Origin of the sequence: Pseudomonas furukawaii (assembly GCF_002355475.1) — a bacterium.
In the GTDB taxonomy this organism is placed as follows: Bacteria; Pseudomonadota; Gammaproteobacteria; order Pseudomonadales; family Pseudomonadaceae; genus Metapseudomonas; species Metapseudomonas furukawaii.
On sequence record NZ_AP014862.1, the window covers coordinates 472,404 to 495,430 of the forward strand.

The following is a 23,027-nucleotide window of genomic DNA, read 5'->3' on the forward strand; positions in this document are numbered from 1 at the left end:
GGACAACCCATAGAAGGAGTCGAGCGTGGATCATCTGGTATTGACGGTCATCGCGGCGGACCAGCCCGGGCTGGTGGAGCGTATCGCGCAATGCATCGCCGCCCATGGCGGCAACTGGCTGGAGAGCCGCATGTCACGCATGGCCGGGCAGTTCGCCGGGATCCTGCGGGTGGCGGTGCCGGCCGAGGGCTATGACGAACTGGTGGAAGGCCTGCAAGGGCTCAGCGCCCAGGGTATCCGGGTGATGCTGGCCCAGAGCGGGATCGATCCGGCCTGCACCTGGAAGCCGATTCGCCTGGAGCTGGTGGGCAACGACCGGCCGGGCATCGTCCGCGATATCACCCGCCTGCTGGCGGAGCTGGGCGTGAACCTGGAAAGCCTGGTCACCGAGGTGAAGCCGGCGCCGATGAGCAGTGAGCCTCTGTTCCATGCCGACGCGGTGCTGGCGGTACCGCTGACCTTGTCGCTCGACACCTTGCAGGCCAAGTTGGAAACCCTTGCCGACGACCTGATGGTGGAGCTGGATCTGCACCAGGAGAAGTGATCAGGCACGGGGCCCTGGCGGCCCCGTCCCGTTTTGCCGGATCAGGCGGCGCGGCGCAGGTGGAGCCAGATATCCACGCTGTAGACCGCAAGACCCGCCCAGATGAAGGAGAAGGCCAGCAGCTTGCTCGGGTCGAAGTGCTCGCCGAAGAGGAAGATGGCCTGCAGCATCACCAGGGTCGGCGCCAGGTACTGGAGGAAACCCAGGGTGGTGTAGGGCAGGTGGCGCGCGGCGGCGTTGAAACACACCAGCGGCACCAGGGTGATGGGGCCGGCGGCGGCGAGCCACAGGGCCTCCGGGCTCGACCAGAATCCCGCCTGGGTGGAGGCGGCGGCCGGATGCAGCAGCAGCCAGCCGATGGCGAGCGGCAGCAGCAGCCAGGTTTCCACCACCAGGCCGGGCAGCGCCGCGACCGGCGCCTGTTTGCGGATCAGGCCGTAGAAGCCGAAGGTCAGCGCCAGGGTCAGGGAGACCCAGGGCAGCGCACCCACCTGCCAGATCTGCTGGGCCACGCCGATGGTCGCCAGTAGCACGGCCACCCACTGCAGGCGTCGCAGGCGTTCTCCGAGGATCAGCATCCCCAGCAGCACGTTGACCAGTGGGTTGATGTAGTAGCCCAGGCTGGCTTCCAGCATCCGCCCGTTGTTCACCGCCCAGACATAGACCAGCCAATTGCCGGCGATGAGCAGGCCGCTGGCGGCGAGCACGCCGAAGCGCCTGGGGTTTTCCCGCAGCTCGCGGAACCAGCCCGGGTGTTTCCACACCAGCAGCAGCGCCGCGCCGAAGAGGGCGGACCAGAGCGCGCGATGGACGATGATCTCCAGTGCGGGGACGCTCTGGATGGCCTTGAAGTAGAGCGGGAACAGGCCCCAGATGATGTAGGCGGAAAGCCCCAGGATGTACCCGCGGCGCGGGTCGGCGGTGGCCATGGAATGTCCTTGCTTAGGCAGCTAACGAGTGGACGACATTCTAGTGGGCGCTGTCGGGGCTTGTCTGTGCGCTCAGGTTTTTTCCGCAGGCCCGAGGATGCGAAAGGCGTAAAGCCTGCGTTACGCCTGTCGTCCTGGGTTTCACCGCGCTCAGAACAGCTGCAGCGGCGCTTCGTCCAGGGCGGCCAACTGCTCCCTCAGGGTCAGGATCTGATCGCCCCAGTAGCGCTCGCTGCCGAACCAGGAGAAGTGCATGGGGAAGGCCGGGTCGTCCCAGCGACGGGCGATCCAGGCGCTGTGGTGCATCAGGCGCAGGGCCCGCAGCCCCTCGATCAGGGGCAGCTCGCGGGGGTCGAAGTCGTGGAACTCCTGGTAGCCATCCATCATTTCCGAGAGCTGGCCCAGCCGCTCCTGGCGCTCGCCGGCCAGCATCATCCACAGGTCCTGCACGGCGGGCCCCATGCGGCAGTCGTCCAGGTCCACCACATGGAACACCTCGTCACGGCACAGCAGGTTGCCGGGGTGGCAATCGCCATGGAGGCGGATGGGCTGGTAGCGCACCTCGGCGAAGAGGCGGTCCAGGCGCTTCAGCAGGTCCCGGGCCACGGACTCGTAGGCCGGCAGCAGGCTGCGGGGAATGAAACCGCCGTCCAGCAGGGTGGCGAGCGACTGGTGGCCGAAGTTGTCCACCGCCAGCGTCTCGCGGTGCTGGAAGGGACGGGTGGCGCCCACGGCGTGCAGGCGACCCAGCAGTTGGCCGAGGCGATACAACTGGTCGAGGTTGCCCGGTTCCGGGGCGCGGCCACCGCGACGGGGGAAGAGCGCGAAGCGGAAGCCGGCGTGCTCGAAGAGGCTTTCGCCCCCGCGCACCAGCGGCGCCACCACCGGCACTTCGCAGTCCGCCAGCTCGGCGCTGAACGCGTGTTCCTCGCGGATGGCCGCGTCGCTCCAGCGCTGGGGGCGGTAGAACTTGGCGATCAGCGGCTCGCTGTCCTCGATGCCCACCTGGTAGACGCGGTTCTCGTAGCTGTTCAGCGCCAGGATGCGGGCGTCGCTGAGGTAGCCGAGGCTTTCCACGGCATCCAGCACGAGGTCGGGAGTGAGGTCATCGAATGGGTGGGACATGAAGTGCTCCGGCAGTCAGGCGGCCAGTCTATCCCCGGCAGCGATTCGGCGCGCGCCGGAATGACCGGCCTTCGCCGCCTTGCGGAATCGCCGAGTGATAGTCAGAGCGCGGTGCCCAGCAGGACCTGGCCGGGGGCGAACTGGGCGCGGACCGGCTCGCCGACCTTCAGGTCGAGCCGGGCCAGGCGCTCCCCCTCGACCAGGGCGCAGAGGGTCTGGCCGCTGGGCAGGCCGATGCGCACCTCGCAAGGACCGTCCTCGGCCTCGAGGATTTCCTCGACGCGGCCCTGCAACTGGTTGACCTGCTCGTCCGGCGTTGCGCTGATCGACTGCAGGCGCAGCCAGCCGGCCTTGATCAGGGCCACCACCGCCTGGCCCGGCACCAGTTCCAGCTTCTCGGTGCTGTCGTGGGTGATCTGCGCCTGAATCCGGCCGCCGCCGCTGAGTTCCACGTTCACCAGGTCGTTGCGGCCCTGGGCGACGATGTCCAGCACGCGGCCGCTCAGCTGGTTGCGGGCGCTGGTGCGCAGCATCAGGCGCCCCAGCAGCTCCAGGTCATGCTCGCTTTCAGCGCATTCCAGCAGGCGCGCCTGGAGGCTTTCCAGACGCTTGTAGAGGGCCAGGATCCTCTCCCCTTCGGCCGACAGTCGGGCCCCGCCACCACCCTTGCCGCCCACGGTGCGCTCCACCAGCGGACGCTCGGCCAGGTTGTTCAGCTCGTCGATGGCGTCCCAGGCGGCCTTGTAGCTCAGGCCGGCGGCCTTGGCGGCGCGGGTGATGGAGCCTTGCACGGCGATCTGCTCCAGCAGCGCCAGGCGTTGCGGGCGACGGGAGAGTTGCTGGGTGAGGGCGCTGGTCAGGCTCATGGGCGAATGTCGGCTGGGGCTGTGGCCCGCAGGCTGCTATCGGGCGGTCGTCCCGTCAAGCGTTCAGCCATCGCCGGGCCGGGGCGTGCGGGCCAGGCAGTAGATGTCCACCCGCGTCGCGCCGGCACCTTTCAACAGGCGGGCGAGGACCTGGGCCGTGGTGCCGGTCGTCAGCACGTCGTCCACCAGGGCCAGGTGGCGGCCGTGGACCCGGGCGCGGGTATCCAGGCTGAAGGCATCCCTCAGGTTTCGGCGCCGGGTGACGGCGTCCAGGCCCTGCTGGGGCGGGCCGTCGCGGTGGCGCTTCAGGCCATCCGGTTCCACGGGGATATCCAGTTCCCGCGCCAGCCAGCCCGCCAGCATCCCGGCCTGGTTGAAACCGCGCTGGCGCAGGCGTGGCGCGGCCAGGGGCACCGGCAACAGGGCATCGGGGCGGGGCAGGCCGTCGTCGAACCCATGGGCAAGGTGCCGGGCCAGCAGTTCGCCCAGCAGGCGGCCCAGGGGCCAGCGGCCCTGGTGCTTGAATCGGGTGATCAGGCTGTCCACCGGGAAGTCGTAGCGCCAGGGCGCCACGACCCGATCGAAGGACGGTGGCCGCTTCAGGCAGGCGCCGCAGGGCAGCCCGAGGCTGGGCAAGGGGAGGGCGCAGAGGCTGCACTGGCCGGTGAGCCAGGGCAGGTCGGCCTCGCAGCCGGTGCAGATGGGCAGTTCGGAGCCCGGCGCGCCGCAGAGCAGGCAGTCGGGGGTGTGACGAAGCCAGGCCGGCCGGAGCCTGGCGAGCAGGGTGTGCATGGTCCCCTCCGTGGGACGCGGTGCGCGGCCTTCAGGTGATCAGCCAACTCATCACCACCAGGCCGAAAAAGGTCAGCACCAGTCCGCCAATGATGGATTTGCGCAGGAACGCGCGGATGCCGCTGTAAAGCAGCAGCAGGCCGATGATCAGGAGAATCAGGCTGAAGATCGAGACATCCATGCCGATGGCCCGTGCCAGTCCGTTCAGAAAGTCGTCGATGGCCTGGCTGATGCCGCCGAGCAGTCCGGACAGCAGGTCGACGACGAAACGGATGGCGGTGCCGATCATGCGGCCGAGCCACTCGAAAACTCCTTCGGTGCCCATGGCGTTGGTGTACTCCTTCTGGTGGCGGGGCTCTGTGCTTTGAGCCTTGGCCTTGAATCAGGTTCAGTTGGGTGTTTTTGTGTATAAATTAACCAGATGTCGACCTGTGTCGATTTCCAGGTTGACAGCGTCTCAGCCCCACATATGATGCCCTAAGCCTGATTCCCCGGTGTATTTCCCCGGGTGTCCCCAACAAAAGGCGCCCCGCAAGCGTCAAAGGAAACCTCCATGAGCGCAACCGCTTCCATCGCAACCCGCCACGACTGGTCCCTCGCTGAAGTGAAGGCGCTGTTCGAACAGCCGTTCAACGACCTGCTGTTCCAGGCCCAGACCGTCCACCGCGCCCATTTCGACCCGAACCGGGTCCAGGTTTCCACCCTGCTGTCGATCAAGACCGGCGCCTGCCCGGAGGATTGCAAGTACTGCCCGCAGTCCGGCCATTACAACACCGGCCTGGACAAGGAAAAGCTCATGGAGGTGCAGAAGGTGCTGGAGGCGGCCGCCGAGGCCAAGGCCATCGGTTCCACCCGCTTCTGCATGGGCGCCGCCTGGAAACACCCGTCCGCCAAGGACATGCCCTATGTGCTGGAGATGGTGAAGGGTGTGAAGAAGCTTGGCCTTGAGACCTGCATGACCCTCGGTCGACTGGACCAGGAGCAGACCCAGGCGCTCGCCGAGGCGGGCCTGGACTACTACAACCACAACCTGGATACCTCGCCGGAGTTCTACGGCAACATCATCACCACCCGGACCTACTCCGAGCGCCTGCAGACCCTGGCCTACGTGCGTGAGGCGGGGATGAAGATCTGCTCGGGCGGCATCCTCGGCATGGGCGAGTCGGTGGACGACCGCGCCGGCCTGCTGATCCAGCTGGCCAACCTGCCGGAGCACCCGGAGTCGGTGCCGATCAACATGCTGGTGAAGGTCAAGGGCACGCCGCTGGCCGAGGAGAAGGACGTCGATCCTTTCGACTTCATCCGCACCCTGGCCGTCGCCCGCATCATGATGCCGAAATCCCATGTGCGCCTGTCCGCCGGCCGCGAGCAGATGAACGAGCAGATGCAGGCCCTGGCCTTCATGGCGGGCGCCAACTCCATCTTCTACGGCGAGAAGCTGCTGACCACCGCCAACCCGCAGGCGGAAAAGGACATGCAGCTGTTCGCCCGGCTCGGCATCAAGCCGGAAGAGCGCGAGGAGCACGCCGACGAGGTGCACCAGGCCGCCATCGAGCAGGCCCTGGTAGAGCAGCGGGATTCGCAGCTGTTCTACGACGCCGCGTCCGCCTGACGCCACGTCAACGCCCCCTGCAGGAGCGAGCGCGCTCGCGAAGCGTCGGCGGCTCCTGCAGGTTCGCCAGCACCCTGGCTCCTACGAAAGACCGGTCCGCCCATGCCCTTCGATCTCGCCTCCCGCCTGGCCGCTCGCCAGGAGGAGAACCTCTATCGCCAGCGACCGCTGCTGGAAAGCCCCCAAGGACCCGAGGTCAGGGTGGACGGCCGGCCCATGCTGGCCTTCTGCTCCAATGACTACCTGGGCCTGGCCAATCACCCCGAGGTGAAGGCCGCCTTCATCCGGGGCGTCGAACGCTGGGGCGCGGGGGGCGGTGCCTCGCACCTGGTAATCGGCCACAGCGGCCCGCACCACGACCTGGAACTGGCCCTGGCCGAATTCACCGGGCGTCCCCGTGCCTTGCTGTTCTCCACCGGCTACATGGCCAACCTGGGCGCCGTGACCGCCCTGGTGGGCAAGGGCGACACGGTCCTGGAAGACCGGCTCAACCATGCCTCCCTGCTGGACGCCGGCCTGCTCTCCGGCGCGCGTTTTTCCCGCTACCTGCACAACGATGCCGACAGCCTCGCCAGCCGCCTGGAGAGGGCCGAGGGCGATACCCTGGTGGTCACCGACGGCGTCTTCAGCATGGACGGCGACCTCGCCGACCTGCCCGCCCTCTGCGCCGCCGCTCGCGCCCGGGGTGCCTGGGTGATGGTGGATGACGCCCACGGCTTCGGGCCCCTGGGGACCAACGGTGGCGGAATCGTCGAGCATTTCGGCCTGGGCCTGGAGGATGTGCCGGTTCTGGTGGGCACCCTGGGCAAGGGCTTCGGCACCGCCGGTGCCTTCGTCGCCGGCAGCGAGGAGCTGATCGAGACCCTGATCCAGTTCGCCCGTCCCTACATCTACACCACTAGCCAGCCGCCGGCCGTGGCCTGCGCCACCCTGAAGAGTCTGGAACTGCTGCAGCGCGAGCGCTGGCGCCGGGAACACCTGGAGAAGCTGATCCAGCGATTCCGCCAGGGCGCCGCCGAGATCGGCCTGACCCTGATGGACAGCCCCACGCCGATCCAGCCGATCCTGGTGGGAGACAGCGCCCGCGCTTTGAAGCTTTCGGCGCTGTTGCGCGAGCGCGGCCTGCTGGTCGGCGCCATTCGTCCGCCCACCGTGCCGGCCGGCAGCGCACGACTGCGCGTCACCTTGTCCGCCGCCCATAGCGAAGAGCAGCTTGAATCCTTGCTGAATGCCCTGGCCGACGGCTGGGCGACCCTGGCCAAGGAGGAAGTCCCCGATGCGTGAGCGCCTCATCCTGCTGCCGGGCTGGGCCATCGGCCCCGGTGCCCTGGAGCCCCTGCGCGACGCCCTGCTGGAGCGTGCGCCGCACCTGATGGTGGAGATCGAACCCCTGCCGGCGCTGGAGCAGTCCGGTGCCTGGCTGGACGAGCTGGACGCGCGGCTGCCCCGGGACAGCTGGCTGGCCGGCTGGTCCCTGGGCGGCATGCTGGCGGCCCAGTTGGCGGCCCGTCGTGGCGATGCCTGCCGGGGGCTGATCGGGCTCTGCAGCAACCTGAGTTTCCGGCAGCGGGACGATTGGCCCCAGGCCATGAGCCAGGAGGTCTTCACGGCGTTCCATGAAGCCTGCCGGCTGGATCCCGCCTTGACCCTCAAACGCTTCAGCCTGCTGGTCGCCCAGGGCGCGCGGGATGCCCGCACCCTGGCGCGGCAGCTGCAGGTCACCCAGTTGGCCACCGAGCCACGTGTGCTGGATGCCGGGCTGCGACTGCTGGATGTGCTGGATATCCGCGCGGCGGTTGAAGGCTTCGCCGGCCCGCAGCTCTACCTGTTCGCCGGCCGCGATGCGCTGGTGCCCGCCGGCACTGCGGAGGCCCTGCTGGAGTGGCTGCCCGACCTTGAGACGAGCCTGTTCCCCGAGGCCAGTCATGGCCTGCCCCTGGAGTGCCCCGAGGCCGTGGCCGACGTCATCCTTGATTTCATGCGCGAGGGCGAGGATGTCTGAGGTGGTGTCGGATACCGGCTCGTTGCCGGACAAGCGCCAGGTGGCGGCGTCCTTTTCCCGCGCAGCGGACAGCTACGACAGCGTCGCGGCCCTGCAACGGGCGGTGGGCAACGCGCTGCTGCGCCACCTGCCGGGCGACTTCGCACCGGAGGACTGGCTCGACCTGGGCTCCGGCACCGGCTATTTCTCCCGTGCCCTGGCTGAGCGTTTCCCCGACAGCGACGGGCTGGCCCTGGACATCGCCGAAGGCATGCTGCGCCACGCCCGCCCCCTGGGAGGGGCCAGCCGCTTCGTCGCGGGTGACGCCGAGCGCCTGCCCCTGGTGTGCGACGCCCGTTCGCTGATCTTCTCCAGCCTGGCGGTGCAGTGGTGCGCCGACTTCGCCGCGGTGCTCGCCGAAGCTCGCCGGGTGCTGAAACCGGGCGGCGTGTTCGCCTTCAGCAGCCTCTGCGTCGGCACCCTGCAGGAACTCCGCGACAGCTGGCAGGCGGTGGATGGCTTCGTCCACGTCAATCGCTTCCGCCGCCTGGAGGATTACCAGCGCCTGTGCGCCGACAGCGGACTCGCGACCCTGGAACTGGCCACCCGGCCTGAGGTGCTGTACTACCCCGATCTGCGCACCCTGACCCATGAACTCAAGGCCCTGGGGGCCCACAACCTCAATCCGGGACGCCCGGGCGGCCTGACCGGCCGGGCACGGATACTCGCCCTGGTGGAGGCCTACGAGCGTTTCCGTCAGCCCCAGGGCCTGCCGGCCACCTACCAGGTGGTCTACGGCGTACTGAAGAAGGAAGTCTGAGATGGCCCGGGCCTATTTCGTCACCGGCACCGACACCGAGATCGGCAAGACCACCATCGCTGCGGGCCTGCTCCGGGCCGCGCGTCGGCAGGGGCTCTCCACGGCGGCGGCCAAGCCGGTGGCGTCCGGCTGCGACCAGACCCCGGATGGCCTGCGCAACAGCGATGCCCTGGCCTTGCTCGAGGAGTGCTCGTTGCCGTTCCGCTACGAGGAGGTGAATCCCCTGGCGTTCGCCCCGGCCATCGCACCGCACCTGGCGGCGCGTGAGGCGGGTGTGGACCTCAGCGTGGCTGCGCTGGCCGCGCCGGTGCGCCAGGTGCTGGCCAAGGGGGCGGATTTCACCCTGGTGGAAGGGGCCGGTGGCTGGCGCGTGCCGCTGGCCGGAGCGGAAACCCTGTCGGACCTGCCGATCGCCCTCGGCCTGCCGGTCGTTCTGGTGGTGGGGGTTCGCCTGGGCTGCATCAACCATGCCCTGCTCACCGTGGAAGCCATCCTGCGGGATGGCCTGGTGCTCGCCGGCTGGGTGGCGAATGTGGTGGACCCCGCCACATCGCGCCTGGAAGAGAACCTCGCGACCCTGGCCGAACGCCTGCCGGCGCCCTGTCTGGGCCGCGTGCCGCGACTGGCCGAGGCGACGCCGGAGGCGGTGGCCGACCATCTCGATCTCGCCGCCCTCGTCGGGGAGTGATTGCACAGGGCCACTTCCGCTGCTTCAATGCTCCGCATCACCCTTCAGCTTCGGTATCCACCATGGAAATCCAGGGAAGCGGCTTCAGCGCCGGTCTCGGCGCCATCCAGTCCGGCCAGCGCATCATCGAGAAGGCCGCCAGTGAAATAGCCGGTAACACTGTCGCCGGTGCGGAGGCGCAGCCGCCCGCCGACCTCACCAGCGTCCTGCTCGCACTGGAGGCCGGCAAGGTCCAGGCCGAAGCCGGCAGCATGGTGGCCAAGGCCACCGACCAGATGATCGGCAGCCTGATCGACACCTTCGCCTGATCGCTCTCCCGACTCCCCGAGGGGCCTGCATTGCAGGCCCTTCTGCATTCCGGCTCCCCCTTTTGCGCGCGGATGCCAGCGCTCGTTCTTGATCTTTACTGTTTAAAGGCAGGGTGCATTTCCGCTCGCCAGGGACGTGACCGACCGGTCGGACAACGCGCTTGACAGGGTATTGGCGTAAACGTATGTTTCAAACGCCTGTTTGATTGCCCTCGGCAATCACCCATCCAGATGCCGCAAGCGACCGACGCTCCGGTCCGCTTAACCAGGAACCTACCGCAGAGGTTTACCGCTATGCCTGATTACAAGGCCCCCTTGCGTGATATCCGTTTCGTACGTGACGAACTGCTGGGCTACGAAGCGCACTATCAGAGCCTGCCTGGCTGCCAGGACGCCACCCCGGACATGGTCGACGCCATCCTCGAGGAAGGCGCCAAGTTCTGCGAGCAGGTGATCGCACCGCTGAACCGCGTGGGTGACACCGAGGGCTGCACCTGGTCCGCCGAGGGCGTGAAGACCCCCACCGGCTTCAAGGAAGCCTACAAGCAGTTCGTCGAAGGCGGCTGGCCGAGCCTGGCCCACAGCGTCGACCACGGCGGCCAGGGCCTGCCGGAGTCCCTGGGCCTGGCCATCAGCGAAATGGTCGGCGAGGCCAACTGGGCCTGGGGCATGTACCCCGGCCTGTCCCACGGCGCGATGAACACCATCGAGCAGCACGGCACCGACGAGCAGAAGCACACCTACCTGACCAAGCTGGTCTCCGGTGAGTGGACCGGCACCATGTGCCTGACCGAGCCGCACTGCGGCACCGACCTGGGCATGCTGCGCACCAAGGCCGAGCCCCAGGCCGACGGTACCTACAAGGTGTCCGGCACCAAGATCTTCATTTCCGCTGGCGAACACGACATGGCCGACAACATCGTCCACATCGTGCTGGCCCGCCTGCCCGACGCCCCCGCCGGCACCAAGGGCATCTCCCTGTTCATCGTGCCGAAGTTCATGCCGACCGCCGAAGGCGGCATCGGTGAGCGCAACGCCGTGTCCTGCGGTTCCATCGAGCACAAGATGGGCATCCACGGCAACGCCACCTGCGTGATGAACTTCGACGGCGCCACCGGCTTCCTGATCGGCGCGCCGAACAAGGGCCTGAACTGCATGTTCACCTTCATGAACACCGCCCGTCTGGGTACCGCGCTGCAAGGCCTGGCCCACGCCGAGATCGGTTTCCAGGGTGGCATCAAGTACGCCCGCGAGCGTCTGCAGATGCGTTCCCTGACCGGCCCGAAGGCGCCGGAAAAGGCCGCTGACCCGATCATCGTCCACCCGGACGTGCGTCGCATGCTGCTGACCATGAAGGCCTTCGCCGAAGGCAACCGCGCCATGGTGTACTTCACCGCCAAGCAGGTGGACATCGTCAAGTACAGCCAGGACGAGGAGGAGAAGAAAGCCGCCGACTCCCTGCTGGCCTTCCTGACCCCCATCGCCAAGGCCTTCATGACCGAAGTCGGCTTCGAAGCCGCCTCCCACGGCATGCAGATCTACGGTGGCCACGGCTTCATCAGCGAGTGGGGCATGGAGCAGAACCTGCGTGACTGCCGCATCTCCATGATGTACGAGGGCACCACCGGCGTTCAGGCCCTCGACCTGCTGGGCCGCAAGGTCCTGATGACCCAGGGCGAGGCGCTGAAGGGCTTCACCAAGATCGTCCACAAGTTCTGCCAGGCCAACGAGGCCAACGAATCCGTGAAGGAACTCGTCGAGCCGCTGGCCAAGCTGAACAAGGAGTGGGGCGAGATCACCATGAAGGTCGGCATGGCCGCCATGAAGGACCGCGAGGAAGTCGGTGCCGCTTCGGTGGACTACCTGATGTACTCCGGCTACGCCTGCCTGGCCTACTTCTGGGCCGACATGGCGCGCCTGGCCGCCGAGAAACTGGCCGCTGGCGAAGGCGATGCGGCCTTCTACAAGGCCAAGCTGCAGACCGCGCGTTTCTACTTCAAGCGCATCCTGCCGCGTACCCGCACCCATGTGGAAACCATGCTGTCCGGTGCCGGCAACCTGATGGACCTGGCCGAAGAAGACTTCGCCCTGGGTTACTGAGGTCCCCGCTGAAGGAAGAGCCCGCCATCTCGGCGGGCTTTTTCGTTTGGCGCAGCACATCGGATCGTGCGGAAGTTGGCAGCGCGCCCCGGTGATTGCGATGAGAGGCTGTGCCATCATGTCGCCATCTCGGTATTTCCCCACTTTTCCACTTCCAGGAACAGACCCTTGCGGCCCCGAGCGTCCTATCGCCCCAGCCATTTCCTGCCCCCGGCGCTGCTGGTGGCCAGTGGCGCGGTCGTCGGCTCGCTGTCGGTGCTGAACGAGTTCTTCACCTCCCTGTTCAACGTGCTGCCCACCCTGCTCCTGCTGCTGGGGGGCGCCTTCTGTTCCGTCTACGGACGGGTCCGCCAGGTGGCGTTGCTGCTGGTGGTCTACCTGGCCTACTACCTGCTGGACACCCAGGTGGACCACTTCCAGGTACAGGGTGTCGTGCGGGAGGATGCCGGCCTGGTGTTCCACCTCAGCAGCCTGCTGCTGCCCCTGCTGTATGGCCTCCACGGCTGCTGGGAAGAGCGAACCCACCTGGCCCGGGACCTGGTCGCGCGGTGCGCCGTGCTGGTGGCGGTGCTCGGCGTGGTCCTGGCCCTGGGGAGCCGCTTCCCCGACGGCATGCTGGGCGCCGTCGGCTCCGTCTACTGGCCCCTGCTGCACGGTGACTGGATGAACCTGGTCCAGCTGGCGTACCTGGCCTTCCTGCTGGCGCTGGTCGCCCTGCTGGTGACTTACCTGCGCCATCCGCGCCCCCAGCATGGGGCGCAGCTCCTCGGGCTGTGCGGCCTGGCCTGGATGCTGCCGAAGGTCTTCATCCTGCCCCATGCGCTGCATGTCATGAGCAGCATGGTGATGCTCGCCCTCACCGCGTCCGTGGCCCACGAGGCCTACCAGATGGCCTTCCGCGACGAACTCACCGGCCTGCCCGGTCGACGCGCCCTCAACGAGCGACTGCGCCGCCTCGGCCGCAACTATGTGCTGGCCATGACCGATGTGGACCACTTCAAGAAGTTCAACGATACGTACGGCCACGATGTCGGCGACCAGGTCCTGCGCCTGGTGGCCAGCCGGCTGCGCAAGGTCGGGGGCGGAGGCAAGGCCTACCGCTATGGTGGCGAGGAGTTCACCATCCTCTTCTCCGGCAAGACCATGGAAGAGTGCCTGCCCCACCTGGAGGCTGTGCGCCAGGCCATCGAGGCCTACCAGATACGCCTGCGCGACCCGGACAACCGCCCCAGGAACGACGATGCCGGCCGGGCCCGCCGTGGCGCCTCCGCCGGCCAGGCCGTGTCGGTGACCATCAGCATCGGCGCCGCCGAACGCGACGCCCTGCAGCGCACGCCGGACGAGGTGATCAAGGCCGCCGACCAGGCCCTCTACAGCGCCAAGAGCGCCGGCCGCAACCGGGTTTTCCGTCACGGGGAGAATCGCAGGGGCGCGGTGCGGATCAGGGACGTCGCCGGCTGAGCCCGGCGGTTATGACGCTGCATTCAGCCGGGTCAGCGTCATTGTGGGGCGCGCGGCCATGACCTAGGGTCGGCAGGACCGTAACGAAGGAGATCCTGCCATGCCCGAGTACAAGGCCCCGCTGCGCGACATCCGCTTCCTCACCGACGAAGTCTTCGACTACCCGGCCAGCTATGCCGCCCTCGGGGCCAGCGACGCCAGCCCGGACATGGTCGCCGCCATCCTCGAGGAAGGCGCCAAGTTCTGCGAACAGGTGCTGTCGCCGCTGAACCGTTCCGGCGACGAGGAGGAGTGCCAGTGGCACGACGGCGTGGTCACCACGCCCAAGGGCTTCAAGGAAGCCTTCGCCCAGTACGTCGAAGGTGGCTGGAACGGCCTGTCCGCCGACCCCGCCTACGGTGGCCAGGGCCTGCCGCTCTCCCTCGGGCTGATCGTCAGCGAGATGGTCGCCTCGGCCAACCAGTCCTGGGCCATGTACCCGGGCCTGACCCATGGCGCAATGTCCGCCCTCCACGCCCACGGCAGCGAGGAGCAGAAGCGGACCTACCTCACCCGCCTCACCGAGGGCCGCTGGACCGGCACCATGTGCCTGACCGAACCCCACTGCGGCACCGACCTCGGCATCATCAAGACCCGCGCCGTGCCCCGGGCCGATGGCAGCTACGCCATCTCCGGCACCAAGATCTTCATCTCCGCCGGCGAGCACGACATGAGCGAGAACATCGTTCACCTCGTGCTGGCCAAGCTGCCCGACGCCCCCGCCGGCACCAAGGGCATCTCCCTGTTCATCGTGCCCAAGTTCCTGCCGCAGGGTGACGGCATCGGCGAGCGCAACGCCGTCTCCTGCGGCTCCATCGAACACAAGATGGGCATCAAGGCCTCCGCCACCTGCGTGATGAACTTCGACGGCGCCACCGGCTTCCTCATCGGCGAAGCCAACAAGGGCCTGAACTGCATGTTCACCATGATGAACCACGCCCGCCTGGGCACCGGCATGCAGGGGCTCTGCCTGGGCGAAGCCAGCTACCAGGGCGCGGTGCGCTACGCCAACGACCGCCTGCAGATGCGCGCCCTCACCGGCCCCAAGGCGCCGGACAAGGCGGCCGACCCGATCATCGTCCATCCCGACGTGCGCCGCATGCTGCTGACCATGAAGGCCTTCAACGAGGGCAATCGCGCCCTGGCCTACTTCACCGCCCAGCAACTGGATATCGCCCATGCCGCTGAAAGCGCCGAAGCCCGTGAGCAGGCCGAGAACCTGCTGGCCTTCCTCACCCCCATCTGCAAGGCCTTCATGACCGAGACCGGCCTCGAAGCCACCAACCTCGGCATGCAGGTCTTCGGTGGCCACGGCTACATCCGCGAATGGGGCATGGAGCAACTGGTGCGGGATTGCCGCATCGCCCCCATCTACGAGGGCACCAACGGAATCCAGGCCCTCGACCTGCTGGGACGCAAGGTGCTCGGCAGCCAGGGCAAGCTGCTGCGTGGCTTCACCCGCCTGGTGCACCAGTTCTGCCAGGCCCACGCCGGGCACCCGCGCCTGGCCGCCCAGGTGGCCCAACTGGAGCGCCTCAACCAGCAATGGGGGGAGTTGACCCAGAAGGTCGGCCTGGCCGCCATGAAGAACCCAGACGAGGTGGGTGCCGCAGCCCTGGATTACCTCATGTATTCCGGCTACATCACCCTCGGCTGGCTCTGGCTGCGCATGGCCCTGGTGGCCGATGCCCGCGTGCAGGCCGGGGAGGGCGACAGCGCCTACTACCAGACCAAGCTGGCCACCTGCGACTTCTACTTCAAGCGCCTGCTGCCGCGCACCGAAGCGCACCGGGCCGCCGTGGAGGCGGGCAGCGATTGCCTGATGGCGCTGCCGGCCGAGCACTTCCATCTCTGATCCCAGCCCGCGTGTTGCAGCGGCCCGCCTTGCGCGGGCCGTTTCATTTGCGTGACTTCGTGTGAATCATTGGTCACATAATGACACTATGTCTCTAAAAAGTTGTTCATGTACACTCCGGAGCTATCCCGTGAAACCGGCCGTCCTGGCCGCCCGAGTGTGATTGCGAGGTTTGCACATGGCTGACTACAAAGCGCCCCTGCGCGATATGCGCTTCGTCCTCAACGAAGTCTTCGAGGTTGCCAAGCTCTGGGCGGAAATGCCGGCCCTGGCCGAGGTCGTCGACACCGATACCGCCGCCGCCATCCTGGAAGAGGCCGGCAAGGTCACCGCTGGCGTCATCGCCCCGCTGAACCGCTCCGGCGACGAAGAGGGCTGCCAGTGGAACGACGGCGCGGTGAGCACCCCGGCCGGCTTCCCCGAGGCCTACCGGACCTACGCCGAAGGTGGCTGGGTCGGCGTCGGCGGGGACCCCGTCTTCGGCGGCATGGGCATGCCCAAGGTGATCTCCGCCCAGGTGGAGGAGATGGTGAACTCCGCCAACCTGTCCTTCGGCCTCTATCCGATGCTGACCGCCGGCGCCTGCCTCTCCATCAAAGCCCATGCCAGCGAAGAGCTGAAGCAGAAGTACCTGCCGAACATGTATGCCGGCACCTGGGCGGGCTCCATGTGCCTGACCGAGCCCCATGCCGGTACCGACCTCGGCATCATCCGCACCAAGGCCGAGCCCCAGGCCGACGGCAGCTTCAAGATCACCGGCACCAAGATCTTCATCACCGGTGGCGAGCACGACCTGAGCGAGAACATCATCCACCTCGTACTGGCCAAGCTGCCGGACGCACCGGCCGGTCCCAAGGGCATCTCCCTGTTCCTGGTGCCCAAGGTACTGGTGAACGACGACGGCTCCCTGGGCGAGAAGAACAGCCTGTCCTGCGGCTCCATCGAGCACAAGATGGGCATCAAGGCCTCCGCGACCTGCGTGATGAACTTCGACGGCGCCACCGGCTGGATCGTCGACGCGCCCAACAAGGGCCTGGCCGCCATGTTCACCATGATGAACTACGAGCGCCTGGGCGTCGGCATCCAGGGCCTGGCCACCGGTGAGCGTTCCTACCAGAGCGCCGTCGAGTACGCCCGCGAGCGCATCCAGAGCCGCGCGCCCACCGGCCCGGTCGCCAAGGACAAGGCCGCCGACCCGATCATCGTCCACCCGGACGTGCGCCGCATGCTGCTGACCATGAAGGCCTTCAACGAAGGTGGTCGCGCCTTCTCCAGCTACGTCGCCCTGCAACTGGACACCGCCAAGTTCAGCGAGGACGGTGCCATCCGCAAGCGCGCGGAAGAAATGGTCGCCCTGCTCACCCCCGTCGCCAAGGCCTTCCTCACCGACCTCGGCCTGGAAACCACCGTCCATGGCCAGCAGGTGTTCGGCGGCCACGGCTTCATCCGCGAATGGGGCCAGGAGCAGCTGGTGCGCGACTGCCGCATCACCCAGATCTACGAAGGCACCAACGGCATCCAGGCCCTGGACCTCGCCGGCCGCAAGGTAGTGGGCAGCGGCGGCGCCTTCTACAAGCACTTCGCCGACGAAATGAAGGCCTTCGCCAACGGCGCCTCCGCCGAGCTGGCCGAGTTCACCGAACCGCTGAAGGCCGCCATCGCCAACCTGGACGACCTCACCGCCTGGCTGCTGGATCGCGCCAAGACCAACCCCAACGAGATCGGCGCCGCCTCCGTGGAATACCTCCACGTCTTCGGCTACACCGCCTACGCCTACATGTGGGCGCTGATGGCCCGGGCCGCACTCGGCAAGGAAGACCAGGACGCGTTCTACGCCAGCAAGCTGGGCACCGCGCGCTTCTACTTCGCCCGCCTGCTGCCGCGCATCCACTCCCTGACCGCCTCGGTCAAGGCCGGCAGCGAGTCGCTGTTCCTGCTGGACGCCGAGCAGTTCTAAGCAGTGCGTAGTGTTTGCAAGGCCCCGCTCTGCGGGGCCTTGCTTTTTGTCAGCCGGTCGCCCGCCAGGCCTGTGGGCGCGATGACGTCCTTCAGACTAATTGCCAAATTGTGTAAGCAATGGCTTACATAAGCTGGTGCTTATGGCTCCTTTCGGCGCCTTGTGGCTGGGACTAATCTGCACACCATGGGACGACGCGCAGGAAGCGCACTGAAGAACAGGGACACACCGGATTCCCGCCAGGACGGCGGTCAGATCAAGGATGTCGGGACTAGTCTGCAAAACCTCGCTTCGGCGGGGTTTTTCTTTTTCAGCGCCCGGCACCGAACACGGGGCGTACCCCGACCCTCGTAGGGTGCGCCGCGCGCACCTGCATTCGGCCCGATCCGCCCTTCAGGCCAGCGGGCCGTATAGCTCCGAACGCCGGTCGTCGAGGTAGGTGATGCTCGCCCGGGAGCGCTCCAGCAGGTCCCGCCGGAGGTCGGCGAAGGCCAGGGTTTCCTCGCGGCCACAGACGGCGGCGAGGCTGCCATCCGGCGCGCTGACGCTGGACAGGCCGCAGTAGCGGATCTCCCCCTCGGCACCGCAGTAGTTGGCGTAGGCCAGGTAGCACTGGTTCTCGAAGGCGCGGGCGCGGACCAGAACATCGCAGACGAAGTCGAAGGGCTCCATGTTGGCGGTGGGCACCAGTACCGCATCGGCGCCCGCCAGGGCCAGGCGGCGGACGTTCTCCGGAAACTCGACGTCGTAGCAGATCAACATCCCCAGCTTCCAGCCCTCCAGCTCCACCAGCGGGAAGTGGTCGTCGCCGGCGCTGAACATGCCCCGGTCCAGCTCGCCGAACAGGTGGGTCTTGCGGTAGTTGCCAAGACGCTGGCCACCGGCGTCGATCAACTGCACCGAGTTGAACAGCGCGCCGCCCGCGTCCCGCTCCGGGTAGCCGTAGAGCAGGGCGATTCCCTGCTCGCGGGCGATGGCGGCGATGCGTCCGGCCCAGTCCCCGTCATGGGGCTGGGCCAGGGCGCGCACGGCCTCGAGGCCGATGCTGTAGCCGCTGAGGAACATCTCCGGCGTCACCAGCAGCCGGGCGCCGCGCCGCGCCGCCTCGGCCGCCCGCTGGCGCAGGCGTTCGAGGTTGGCCTCGGGGTCCAGCGGCAGTGGCGGGCATTGGTAGAGGGCGATGCGCATGGGGCTCTCCTGTTTCAATCCGGCAGGGCGATGGGGCCGAGTTCGGCGAACAGGTCGCCCGGGCCGGGGTTGTCCGCCGGGGTGCTGCCGCCGAAGTGCTTCATGATGCCCCATACCGCGTTGAGCGAGGTCTGCACCGCGCCTTCCACCCAGGCCGGGGTCCAGGACACGTCGTCACCGGCGATGAAGATGCCGCGCTGCTCGGCCGGCATCTCCTCCTGCATGAAGTGGGCGTACATGCGCTGGTTGTAGCGGTAGTGGCCCGGCAGCGCCCCCTTGAAGGCGCCGAGGAAGTGCGGGTCGGCCTCCCAGGAGACGGTGATCGGGTCGCCGATGATGTGGCCGGCGATGTCCACATCCGGGTAGATCTTCTTCAGCGCGTCCAGCGCCAGCTTCACGCGCTTCTCCACCGGGTGCGGCAGCATCTTCAGCGCATCGCTCATCCAGGAGTAGGACAGGCAGATCACCCCCGGCTTGTCGTCGCCGTTGTCGAACAGGTAGGTGCCGCGGGTGAGGCGGTCGGTCAGGGTCATGCTCAGGGTGTCGCGGCCGGTCTGCGGGTGCTTGTCCTTCCAGAAGGGCCGGTCGACCATCACGAAGGTCTTCGACGACTGCATGTAGCGGGTGCGGTCCAGGGCCATCCACATCTTCTGCGAGAAGAGGGATTCCTCGCACTCGATCTGGGTGGTCAGCAGCCAGGTCTGGCAGGTGGCGAGCACCGCCGCGTAGTGGCGGGTGTCCCCCCAGGTGTCGGTGACGGCCAGGCGACCGTCGGCGGCACGGACGATGCGTTTCACCCCGGGACGCGCGGCGCCGTTGTGCAGCGAGGCCAGGCTGGTGCCCGCCGGCCAGTGCACGCACTTATCCGGCGCGTGGCGCCAGATGCCCATGGGCACCTGCTGCACACCGCCGACGATCAGGTGCTGGTTGTCGTCGCAGGCGGTCATCACCACGCGGAAGATCTCCAGCATGGAGTTGGGGAAGTCCGAGTCCCAGCCACCTGTGCCGAAGCCCACCTGGCCGAACACCTCGCGGTGGTGGAAGGACAGCTTGGCGAAGGCCTTGGAGCTGGCGACGAAGTCGTAGAAGGTGCGGTCGTCCCACAGCGGTACCAGGGTGTTCCACAGCTCCTTCAGGCGCTTCACGTCGCGGTCGCGGATGGCCTGCTGGATATCGCCGAAGTGCGCGCCGTCCTCCAGGGCGTCGGCCCAGGCATCGGCCACCTCCTGGAACAGCGCCGGCAGGTCTTCCAGCTTCTCCGCGTAATAGGTCTTGCCCTCGATGTCGATCACCGTGCTGCCCGAGGCCGGGGTCAGCGGGTTGGGGAAGGGCCTGGTTTCCAGGCCCAGCATGTCCACGTAGTGGTAGAAGGCCGTGGAGGAGGCCGGGAAGCGCATGCCGCCCAGCTCGGCGATGATGCCGTCGGTGCCTTCGAAGGTCTGCGAGCGCAGGCGACCCCCCATTTTTGAGGCCTCGTAGACCACCGGCTTCAGGCCCATCTTCATCAGCTCGTAGGCCGCCACCAGGCCGGCGATGCCCGCTCCGACTATGGCCACTTCGGCGCCGTGGTGCTCGGCGGGAATGCTGCCCAGGCCGGCGGGGTGCTGGAGCCAGTCATCGAAGCCAAAGGGAAAGTCCGGGCCGAAGATGGTGATGGGTTTCTTGCCGTCGGCGGGGTGGCGATTGTTGTTGTTCATGCTGGACCTTGATGGCGTGTGAGGGAGGGCCCGAAGGGCTATGGGGCCATTCTAGGGAGCCTGGATTTCGTCCATAAGATCAAAAGTGTCGTCGTTTGGATGATCATTCATGCAAAGTGACGAGAGAATCATGCGTAATGACCAGACGGTGCTGGAGAAGTCCATCCCAGAGGGTAGTCAGCCCATTGGCCGGGGCCTGATCGAGTCGACCAGTGTCCTGTGCGAATGGATGCGCGTAACGAGCGGTTTCCCTCACCCCTGCCCTCTCCCGGAGGGAGAGGGAGCCATGTGCAGCGGGTAGCCCGGATGAAATCCGGGGAAAGGCCAGCACCTGGGCAAGCGGGAAGACACCCGTGCCCCGTCGCCTCAGGCGGGCGCCAGGGGCTGTCCGCGATCGATCTTGCAGCTGAGGATGATGGAGGTGGTGGTCTTCTCCACCCCGTCCACGCCGCCGATCAGGTCCAGCAGTTCGTCGAGGCGCTCGGGGGAATCCGCGCGCAGCCAGGCCACGTAGTCGAACTCGCCGCTGACCGTGCAGAGCACCTGCACCTCCGCCATGTCCGTCAGCCGCCGCAGCACCTCACGGCCGCTGCGGGGCTTCACCGTGATGCCCACGTAGGCCTGCAGGCCGCCATCGGCCACGCGCTGACCGAGGCGCACGCCGTAGCCGGTGATCACCTGGGCCTTCTCCAGCCGCGCCAGGCGCGAGGTCACCGTGGTGCGTGCGATGCCCAGGCGCCGGGCCAGGGTGGCCACGCTTTCGCGGGCGTTGATCTGCAGGGCGGCGATCAACTGGCGGTCGATCTCGTCGAGGAAGGCGGCGGAAAGTTCGGACATGGGCGGGCGGCCGGGAAGTGACCGGACAAGGCTACCTGATGCCCGCGCCGGGCTGAAGGCCGCCCGGGTGGCGGCAGGGAAATTTCCGGGCCTTTGGGGTTGGCTGGGGCACTCCGCTTTTGCCCACAGCGCTTTGCGGGGTTTCCGACAGGGATATCCGTTGTGAAGCCCGGGCCACGCGGGGCCGGCGCCTTACATTAGGTGCCTTTGCCCGCTCCCGGAGATTCCCATGAACAACCTCAAGCGCAACACCCCGCTGTCCCTGCTGCTCGGTGCCTGCCTGGCGCCATTCACACTCAGCGATGCCTGGGGGGTCGAGTGCAGCGGCACCAGCCGCACCACCACCTTCCCGCTTCCGGCAACCCTCACCGTCCCGCGTGATGCGCCGAATGGAACCATCCTCTACGACACCAAGGGCTGGCAGTACGGCGGCGACGCCAGCGTCAGTTGCACGGGGTCCGGTACTCCCACCTTAAGGTATGGCTTTGCCGCCACGGGCGGCGCCTTCCCGTCCGGCCTGAAAGGCGTCTATGAAACCAATGTCCCGGGGGTGGGGATCAAGGTCGCCTGGCACAACAGCCGGGATAACCTGCCCGACAGCATCGATGGCGGGACCCTCATGAGGAATCCTCGGGAGGAGAAGCCGATAGCCGCCACGGACTACACCCCGGCCCAGTTGTGGTGGATCCAGCTGATCAAGATCGGGAACATCGGCTCCGGCACCTTCAGGCTCCCCGCGGTCGAGGTGTACTACCAGAACATGCTGAGCAACCGCCTGGAATTTCCGGCCACGGCCCTGAACTACCAGAGGCGGGGCTGCGTCGTGAAGGAGTACCGCAAACCGGTGCCCATGGGGTATGTCTATCTCCATGACTTCAGCGGCATCGGCTCCACCGCCAAGCCCCAGGAATTCAGTTTCGACCTGGTGTGCGATCCGAATATGCGGATTTCCTACGAGATCTACGGCTTTGGTGGCAGCAACTCCCCGGCGCTGTGGAACAATCCAGCCAAGGGTATGGCCACCGGCGTCGGCGTGGAACTGCTCGATGGGAATGGCGAACGGGTGCCCCAGTGGAAACGCTTGACGTTCGGGCGCTCCGGACCGGTCACCGGGGACCTGAGCATGCCCTTCACGGCGCGCTACTACCAGGTGGCGGAGAAGATCACCCCCGGCCCGATGCAGGTTCCCGCCGTCCTCACCCTGTTCTACGAGTGATCCCCGCCCGTCGGCGCGCCCCTCACCGCAGCGGCGGCGAACCAGACTGAAGGAGAAACGGCCGGCGTCATGCCGGCCGTCGCCGTCCTGCCTCGGGAGTCGCGCCGCCATGAACGCCCTGTTTCCCCCCCTGATCGCCCTGGCCACCGCGCTGGCCTGCCCGCCCCTTGTCGCGGAAACCCTGGTCCCCCTGCAGGGCCAGACCCAGGAACAGATCCAGCAGGACATCGCCGCCTGCCAGTCCCAGGCCGGCGGCACCTCCTCCAGCAGCAGTTCCAGTACCGGTGGCGGCCGCGTGCGGGGCGCGGCCACGGGCGCTGTGGCGGGGGCGGCGGTCGCCCAGTCCCGCAGCAATGATTTCGACCGCATCGACGACGACCTGCAGCAGGAATACCGCCAGGAGAAGGCCAAGGATGCCGCCGTGGCCGGTGCCGTGGTGGGCGGCTCGCGCCAGCGCCAGGAGCGACGCCAGGACCGTCGCACCAACCAGCAGGCCAGCAGCACCTCGTCGTCCGCCTACATGAACTGCATGCAGCAGCGGGGCTACCAGATCACACCCTAGGACCGGGAGTGGCGAGAGGACCTGGCCGAAGGGCCGGCGCCCGATTGTTGCGTGTCACGGAAAAGCGCTTTGAGGGAAGCCTTCTTTTTCGCCGGGGGCCACTGGGGTCTCATGGACACACGGGCCGAAAGCCGCTGCATGAGCGGCGCCAAGGCCCCTGATGAACCCAGGAGACACCCTCATGAACCGTGCAATCGCCACCTCGTCCGCCCTGTTGCTCGCCCTGCTGGCCAGCGGTAGCGCATTCGCCGCCAAATCCGCGGAAGCCGTTCCCTACCAGTACGGCATGCCGCTGGACGTCGCCCGCGTGATTTCCATCGACGAACCCAACCCCCTGACCTGCGAGACCGTGCAGGCGAAGATGACCTACGTCGACGCCCAGGGCGAGCGGAAGTCCGTGACCTACCTGAAGCAATCCAGCGCCTGCGCCAACAGCTGATTCCTGTGCGG

General features: G+C 67.3%; 22 protein-coding genes. 14 read left to right on the forward strand and 8 right to left on the reverse strand.

Features of this window, described 5'->3' with window-relative positions; all coding sequences use genetic code 11:
* The first annotated feature begins 25 nt into the window (after positions 1 to 25).
* Entirely contained in the window at positions 26 to 544 is a 519-nt protein-coding gene (locus KF707C_RS02130; protein WP_003453831.1) for a glycine cleavage system protein R, read from the forward strand.
* Between the two features lie 41 nt (positions 545 to 585).
* On the opposite strand, the gene rarD is transcribed toward KF707C_RS02130, so the two are convergent.
* The 5 genes from rarD to KF707C_RS02155 form a co-directional block, all read right to left on the reverse strand.
* Entirely contained in the window at positions 586 to 1,473 is an 888-nt protein-coding gene (rarD, locus tag KF707C_RS02135; RefSeq protein ID WP_003453832.1) for an EamA family transporter RarD, read from the reverse strand.
* A gap of 150 nt (positions 1,474 to 1,623) precedes the next feature.
* Entirely contained in the window at positions 1,624 to 2,598 is a 975-nt protein-coding gene (locus KF707C_RS02140; protein WP_003453834.1) for a serine/threonine protein kinase, read from the reverse strand.
* A 101-nt stretch (positions 2,599 to 2,699) separates the two neighbouring features.
* Positions 2,700 to 3,464, reverse strand: a complete 765-nt coding sequence (locus tag KF707C_RS02145; RefSeq protein WP_003453836.1) for a TOBE domain-containing protein — start codon at positions 3,462 to 3,464, stop codon at positions 2,700 to 2,702.
* A 63-nt stretch (positions 3,465 to 3,527) separates the two neighbouring features.
* A complete protein-coding gene (locus tag KF707C_RS02150) occupies positions 3,528 to 4,256 on the reverse strand; it encodes a ComF family protein (protein WP_003453838.1) in 729 nt (242 codons plus the stop codon).
* A gap of 31 nt (positions 4,257 to 4,287) precedes the next feature.
* Positions 4,288 to 4,581: a hypothetical protein gene (locus KF707C_RS02155; RefSeq protein WP_003453839.1), complete on the reverse strand. Its 294-nt coding sequence runs from the start codon at positions 4,579 to 4,581 to the stop codon at positions 4,288 to 4,290.
* A 228-nt stretch (positions 4,582 to 4,809) separates the two neighbouring features.
* Between KF707C_RS02155 and bioB the strand changes: the two genes are divergently transcribed.
* From bioB to KF707C_RS02205, 10 genes are all read left to right on the forward strand, one after another.
* Entirely contained in the window at positions 4,810 to 5,868 is a 1,059-nt protein-coding gene (bioB, locus tag KF707C_RS02160) for a biotin synthase BioB (protein ID WP_003453840.1), read from the forward strand.
* A gap of 102 nt (positions 5,869 to 5,970) precedes the next feature.
* The gene (gene bioF / locus KF707C_RS02165) at positions 5,971 to 7,152 is read left to right on the forward strand and encodes an 8-amino-7-oxononanoate synthase (RefSeq protein WP_003453841.1); all 1,182 of its coding nucleotides are present in this window, start codon (positions 5,971 to 5,973) and stop codon (positions 7,150 to 7,152) included.
* Complete coding sequence (locus KF707C_RS02170; protein WP_003453846.1) at positions 7,145 to 7,870, forward strand: alpha/beta fold hydrolase; 726 nt, start codon at positions 7,145 to 7,147, stop codon at positions 7,868 to 7,870. Before bioF ends, KF707C_RS02170 begins: the two co-directional genes overlap by 8 nt.
* Positions 7,863 to 8,669, forward strand: coding sequence for a malonyl-ACP O-methyltransferase BioC (gene bioC / locus KF707C_RS02175; RefSeq protein ID WP_036993345.1), 807 nt, complete (start codon positions 7,863 to 7,865; stop codon positions 8,667 to 8,669). Before KF707C_RS02170 ends, bioC begins: the two co-directional genes overlap by 8 nt.
* 1 nt (position 8,670) lies before the next feature.
* Positions 8,671 to 9,357 carry a dethiobiotin synthase gene (bioD, locus tag KF707C_RS02180; protein WP_003453855.1) on the forward strand — a complete coding sequence of 229 codons (687 nt, stop codon included), beginning with the start codon at positions 8,671 to 8,673 and terminating at the stop codon, positions 9,355 to 9,357.
* A 62-nt stretch (positions 9,358 to 9,419) separates the two neighbouring features.
* Positions 9,420 to 9,665 carry a hypothetical protein gene (locus tag KF707C_RS02185; protein WP_003453858.1) on the forward strand — a complete coding sequence of 82 codons (246 nt, stop codon included), beginning with the start codon at positions 9,420 to 9,422 and terminating at the stop codon, positions 9,663 to 9,665.
* 294 nt (positions 9,666 to 9,959) lie between these two features.
* A complete protein-coding gene (locus tag KF707C_RS02190) occupies positions 9,960 to 11,765 on the forward strand; it encodes a phenylacyl-CoA dehydrogenase (protein ID WP_003453860.1) in 1,806 nt (601 codons plus the stop codon).
* Between the two features lie 168 nt (positions 11,766 to 11,933).
* Complete coding sequence (locus KF707C_RS02195) at positions 11,934 to 13,226, forward strand: GGDEF domain-containing protein (RefSeq protein ID WP_003453863.1); 1,293 nt, start codon at positions 11,934 to 11,936, stop codon at positions 13,224 to 13,226.
* A 100-nt stretch (positions 13,227 to 13,326) separates the two neighbouring features.
* Positions 13,327 to 15,120 carry an acyl-CoA dehydrogenase C-terminal domain-containing protein gene (locus tag KF707C_RS02200; protein ID WP_003453866.1) on the forward strand — a complete coding sequence of 598 codons (1,794 nt, stop codon included), beginning with the start codon at positions 13,327 to 13,329 and terminating at the stop codon, positions 15,118 to 15,120.
* A 178-nt stretch (positions 15,121 to 15,298) separates the two neighbouring features.
* Entirely contained in the window at positions 15,299 to 17,077 is a 1,779-nt protein-coding gene (locus KF707C_RS02205) for an acyl-CoA dehydrogenase C-terminal domain-containing protein (RefSeq protein ID WP_003453868.1), read from the forward strand.
* Positions 17,078 to 17,470: 393 nt separating this feature from the next.
* Here KF707C_RS02205 and KF707C_RS02210 read toward each other — a convergent pair whose 3' ends face one another.
* The 3 genes from KF707C_RS02210 to KF707C_RS02225 form a co-directional block, all read right to left on the reverse strand.
* The gene (locus KF707C_RS02210; protein WP_003453871.1) at positions 17,471 to 18,265 is read right to left on the reverse strand and encodes a carbon-nitrogen hydrolase family protein; all 795 of its coding nucleotides are present in this window, start codon (positions 18,263 to 18,265) and stop codon (positions 17,471 to 17,473) included.
* A 14-nt stretch (positions 18,266 to 18,279) separates the two neighbouring features.
* Positions 18,280 to 19,962: a flavin monoamine oxidase family protein gene (locus KF707C_RS02215; RefSeq protein WP_003453873.1), complete on the reverse strand. Its 1,683-nt coding sequence runs from the start codon at positions 19,960 to 19,962 to the stop codon at positions 18,280 to 18,282.
* A 366-nt stretch (positions 19,963 to 20,328) separates the two neighbouring features.
* A complete protein-coding gene (locus tag KF707C_RS02225; protein WP_003453875.1) occupies positions 20,329 to 20,799 on the reverse strand; it encodes an Lrp/AsnC family transcriptional regulator in 471 nt (156 codons plus the stop codon).
* A gap of 229 nt (positions 20,800 to 21,028) precedes the next feature.
* On the opposite strand from KF707C_RS02225, the gene KF707C_RS02230 reads away from it, so the two are divergent.
* The 3 genes from KF707C_RS02230 to KF707C_RS02240 all read left to right on the forward strand — a co-directional run bounded on the left by KF707C_RS02230 (position 21,029) and on the right by KF707C_RS02240 (position 23,016).
* A complete protein-coding gene (locus tag KF707C_RS02230; protein WP_003453886.1) occupies positions 21,029 to 22,015 on the forward strand; it encodes a fimbrial protein in 987 nt (328 codons plus the stop codon).
* Between the two features lie 109 nt (positions 22,016 to 22,124).
* Positions 22,125 to 22,577 carry a YMGG-like glycine zipper-containing protein gene (locus KF707C_RS02235; RefSeq protein WP_003453887.1) on the forward strand — a complete coding sequence of 151 codons (453 nt, stop codon included), beginning with the start codon at positions 22,125 to 22,127 and terminating at the stop codon, positions 22,575 to 22,577.
* Between the two features lie 181 nt (positions 22,578 to 22,758).
* Complete coding sequence (locus KF707C_RS02240; protein ID WP_003453888.1) at positions 22,759 to 23,016, forward strand: DUF2790 domain-containing protein; 258 nt, start codon at positions 22,759 to 22,761, stop codon at positions 23,014 to 23,016.
* Positions 23,017 to 23,027: the final 11 nt, after the last annotated feature.

Coding starts and splice junctions, on each gene's coding strand:
- bioC (WP_036993345.1), top strand. CDS start 7,863: ATGTCTGAGGTGGTGTCGGATACCGGCTCGTTGCCGGACAAGCGCCAG.
- KF707C_RS02150 (WP_003453838.1), bottom strand. CDS start 4,256: ATGCACACCCTGCTCGCCAGGCTCCGGCCGGCCTGGCTTCGTCACACC.
- KF707C_RS02225 (WP_003453875.1), bottom strand. CDS start 20,799: ATGTCCGAACTTTCCGCCGCCTTCCTCGACGAGATCGACCGCCAGTTG.
- KF707C_RS02170 (WP_003453846.1), top strand. CDS start 7,145: ATGCGTGAGCGCCTCATCCTGCTGCCGGGCTGGGCCATCGGCCCCGGT.
- KF707C_RS02205 (WP_003453868.1), top strand. CDS start 15,299: ATGGCTGACTACAAAGCGCCCCTGCGCGATATGCGCTTCGTCCTCAAC.
- bioF (WP_003453841.1), top strand. CDS start 5,971: ATGCCCTTCGATCTCGCCTCCCGCCTGGCCGCTCGCCAGGAGGAGAAC.
- bioB (WP_003453840.1), top strand. CDS start 4,810: ATGAGCGCAACCGCTTCCATCGCAACCCGCCACGACTGGTCCCTCGCT.
- KF707C_RS02190 (WP_003453860.1), top strand. CDS start 9,960: ATGCCTGATTACAAGGCCCCCTTGCGTGATATCCGTTTCGTACGTGAC.
- KF707C_RS02215 (WP_003453873.1), bottom strand. CDS start 19,962: ATGAACAACAACAATCGCCACCCCGCCGACGGCAAGAAACCCATCACC.
- KF707C_RS02200 (WP_003453866.1), top strand. CDS start 13,327: ATGCCCGAGTACAAGGCCCCGCTGCGCGACATCCGCTTCCTCACCGAC.
- bioD (WP_003453855.1), top strand. CDS start 8,671: ATGGCCCGGGCCTATTTCGTCACCGGCACCGACACCGAGATCGGCAAG.
- rarD (WP_003453832.1), bottom strand. CDS start 1,473: ATGGCCACCGCCGACCCGCGCCGCGGGTACATCCTGGGGCTTTCCGCC.
- KF707C_RS02235 (WP_003453887.1), top strand. CDS start 22,125: ATGAACGCCCTGTTTCCCCCCCTGATCGCCCTGGCCACCGCGCTGGCC.
- KF707C_RS02145 (WP_003453836.1), bottom strand. CDS start 3,464: ATGAGCCTGACCAGCGCCCTCACCCAGCAACTCTCCCGTCGCCCGCAA.
- KF707C_RS02210 (WP_003453871.1), bottom strand. CDS start 18,265: ATGCGCATCGCCCTCTACCAATGCCCGCCACTGCCGCTGGACCCCGAG.
- KF707C_RS02185 (WP_003453858.1), top strand. CDS start 9,420: ATGGAAATCCAGGGAAGCGGCTTCAGCGCCGGTCTCGGCGCCATCCAG.
- KF707C_RS02230 (WP_003453886.1), top strand. CDS start 21,029: ATGAACAACCTCAAGCGCAACACCCCGCTGTCCCTGCTGCTCGGTGCC.
- KF707C_RS02240 (WP_003453888.1), top strand. CDS start 22,759: ATGAACCGTGCAATCGCCACCTCGTCCGCCCTGTTGCTCGCCCTGCTG.
- KF707C_RS02155 (WP_003453839.1), bottom strand. CDS start 4,581: ATGGGCACCGAAGGAGTTTTCGAGTGGCTCGGCCGCATGATCGGCACC.
- KF707C_RS02140 (WP_003453834.1), bottom strand. CDS start 2,598: ATGTCCCACCCATTCGATGACCTCACTCCCGACCTCGTGCTGGATGCC.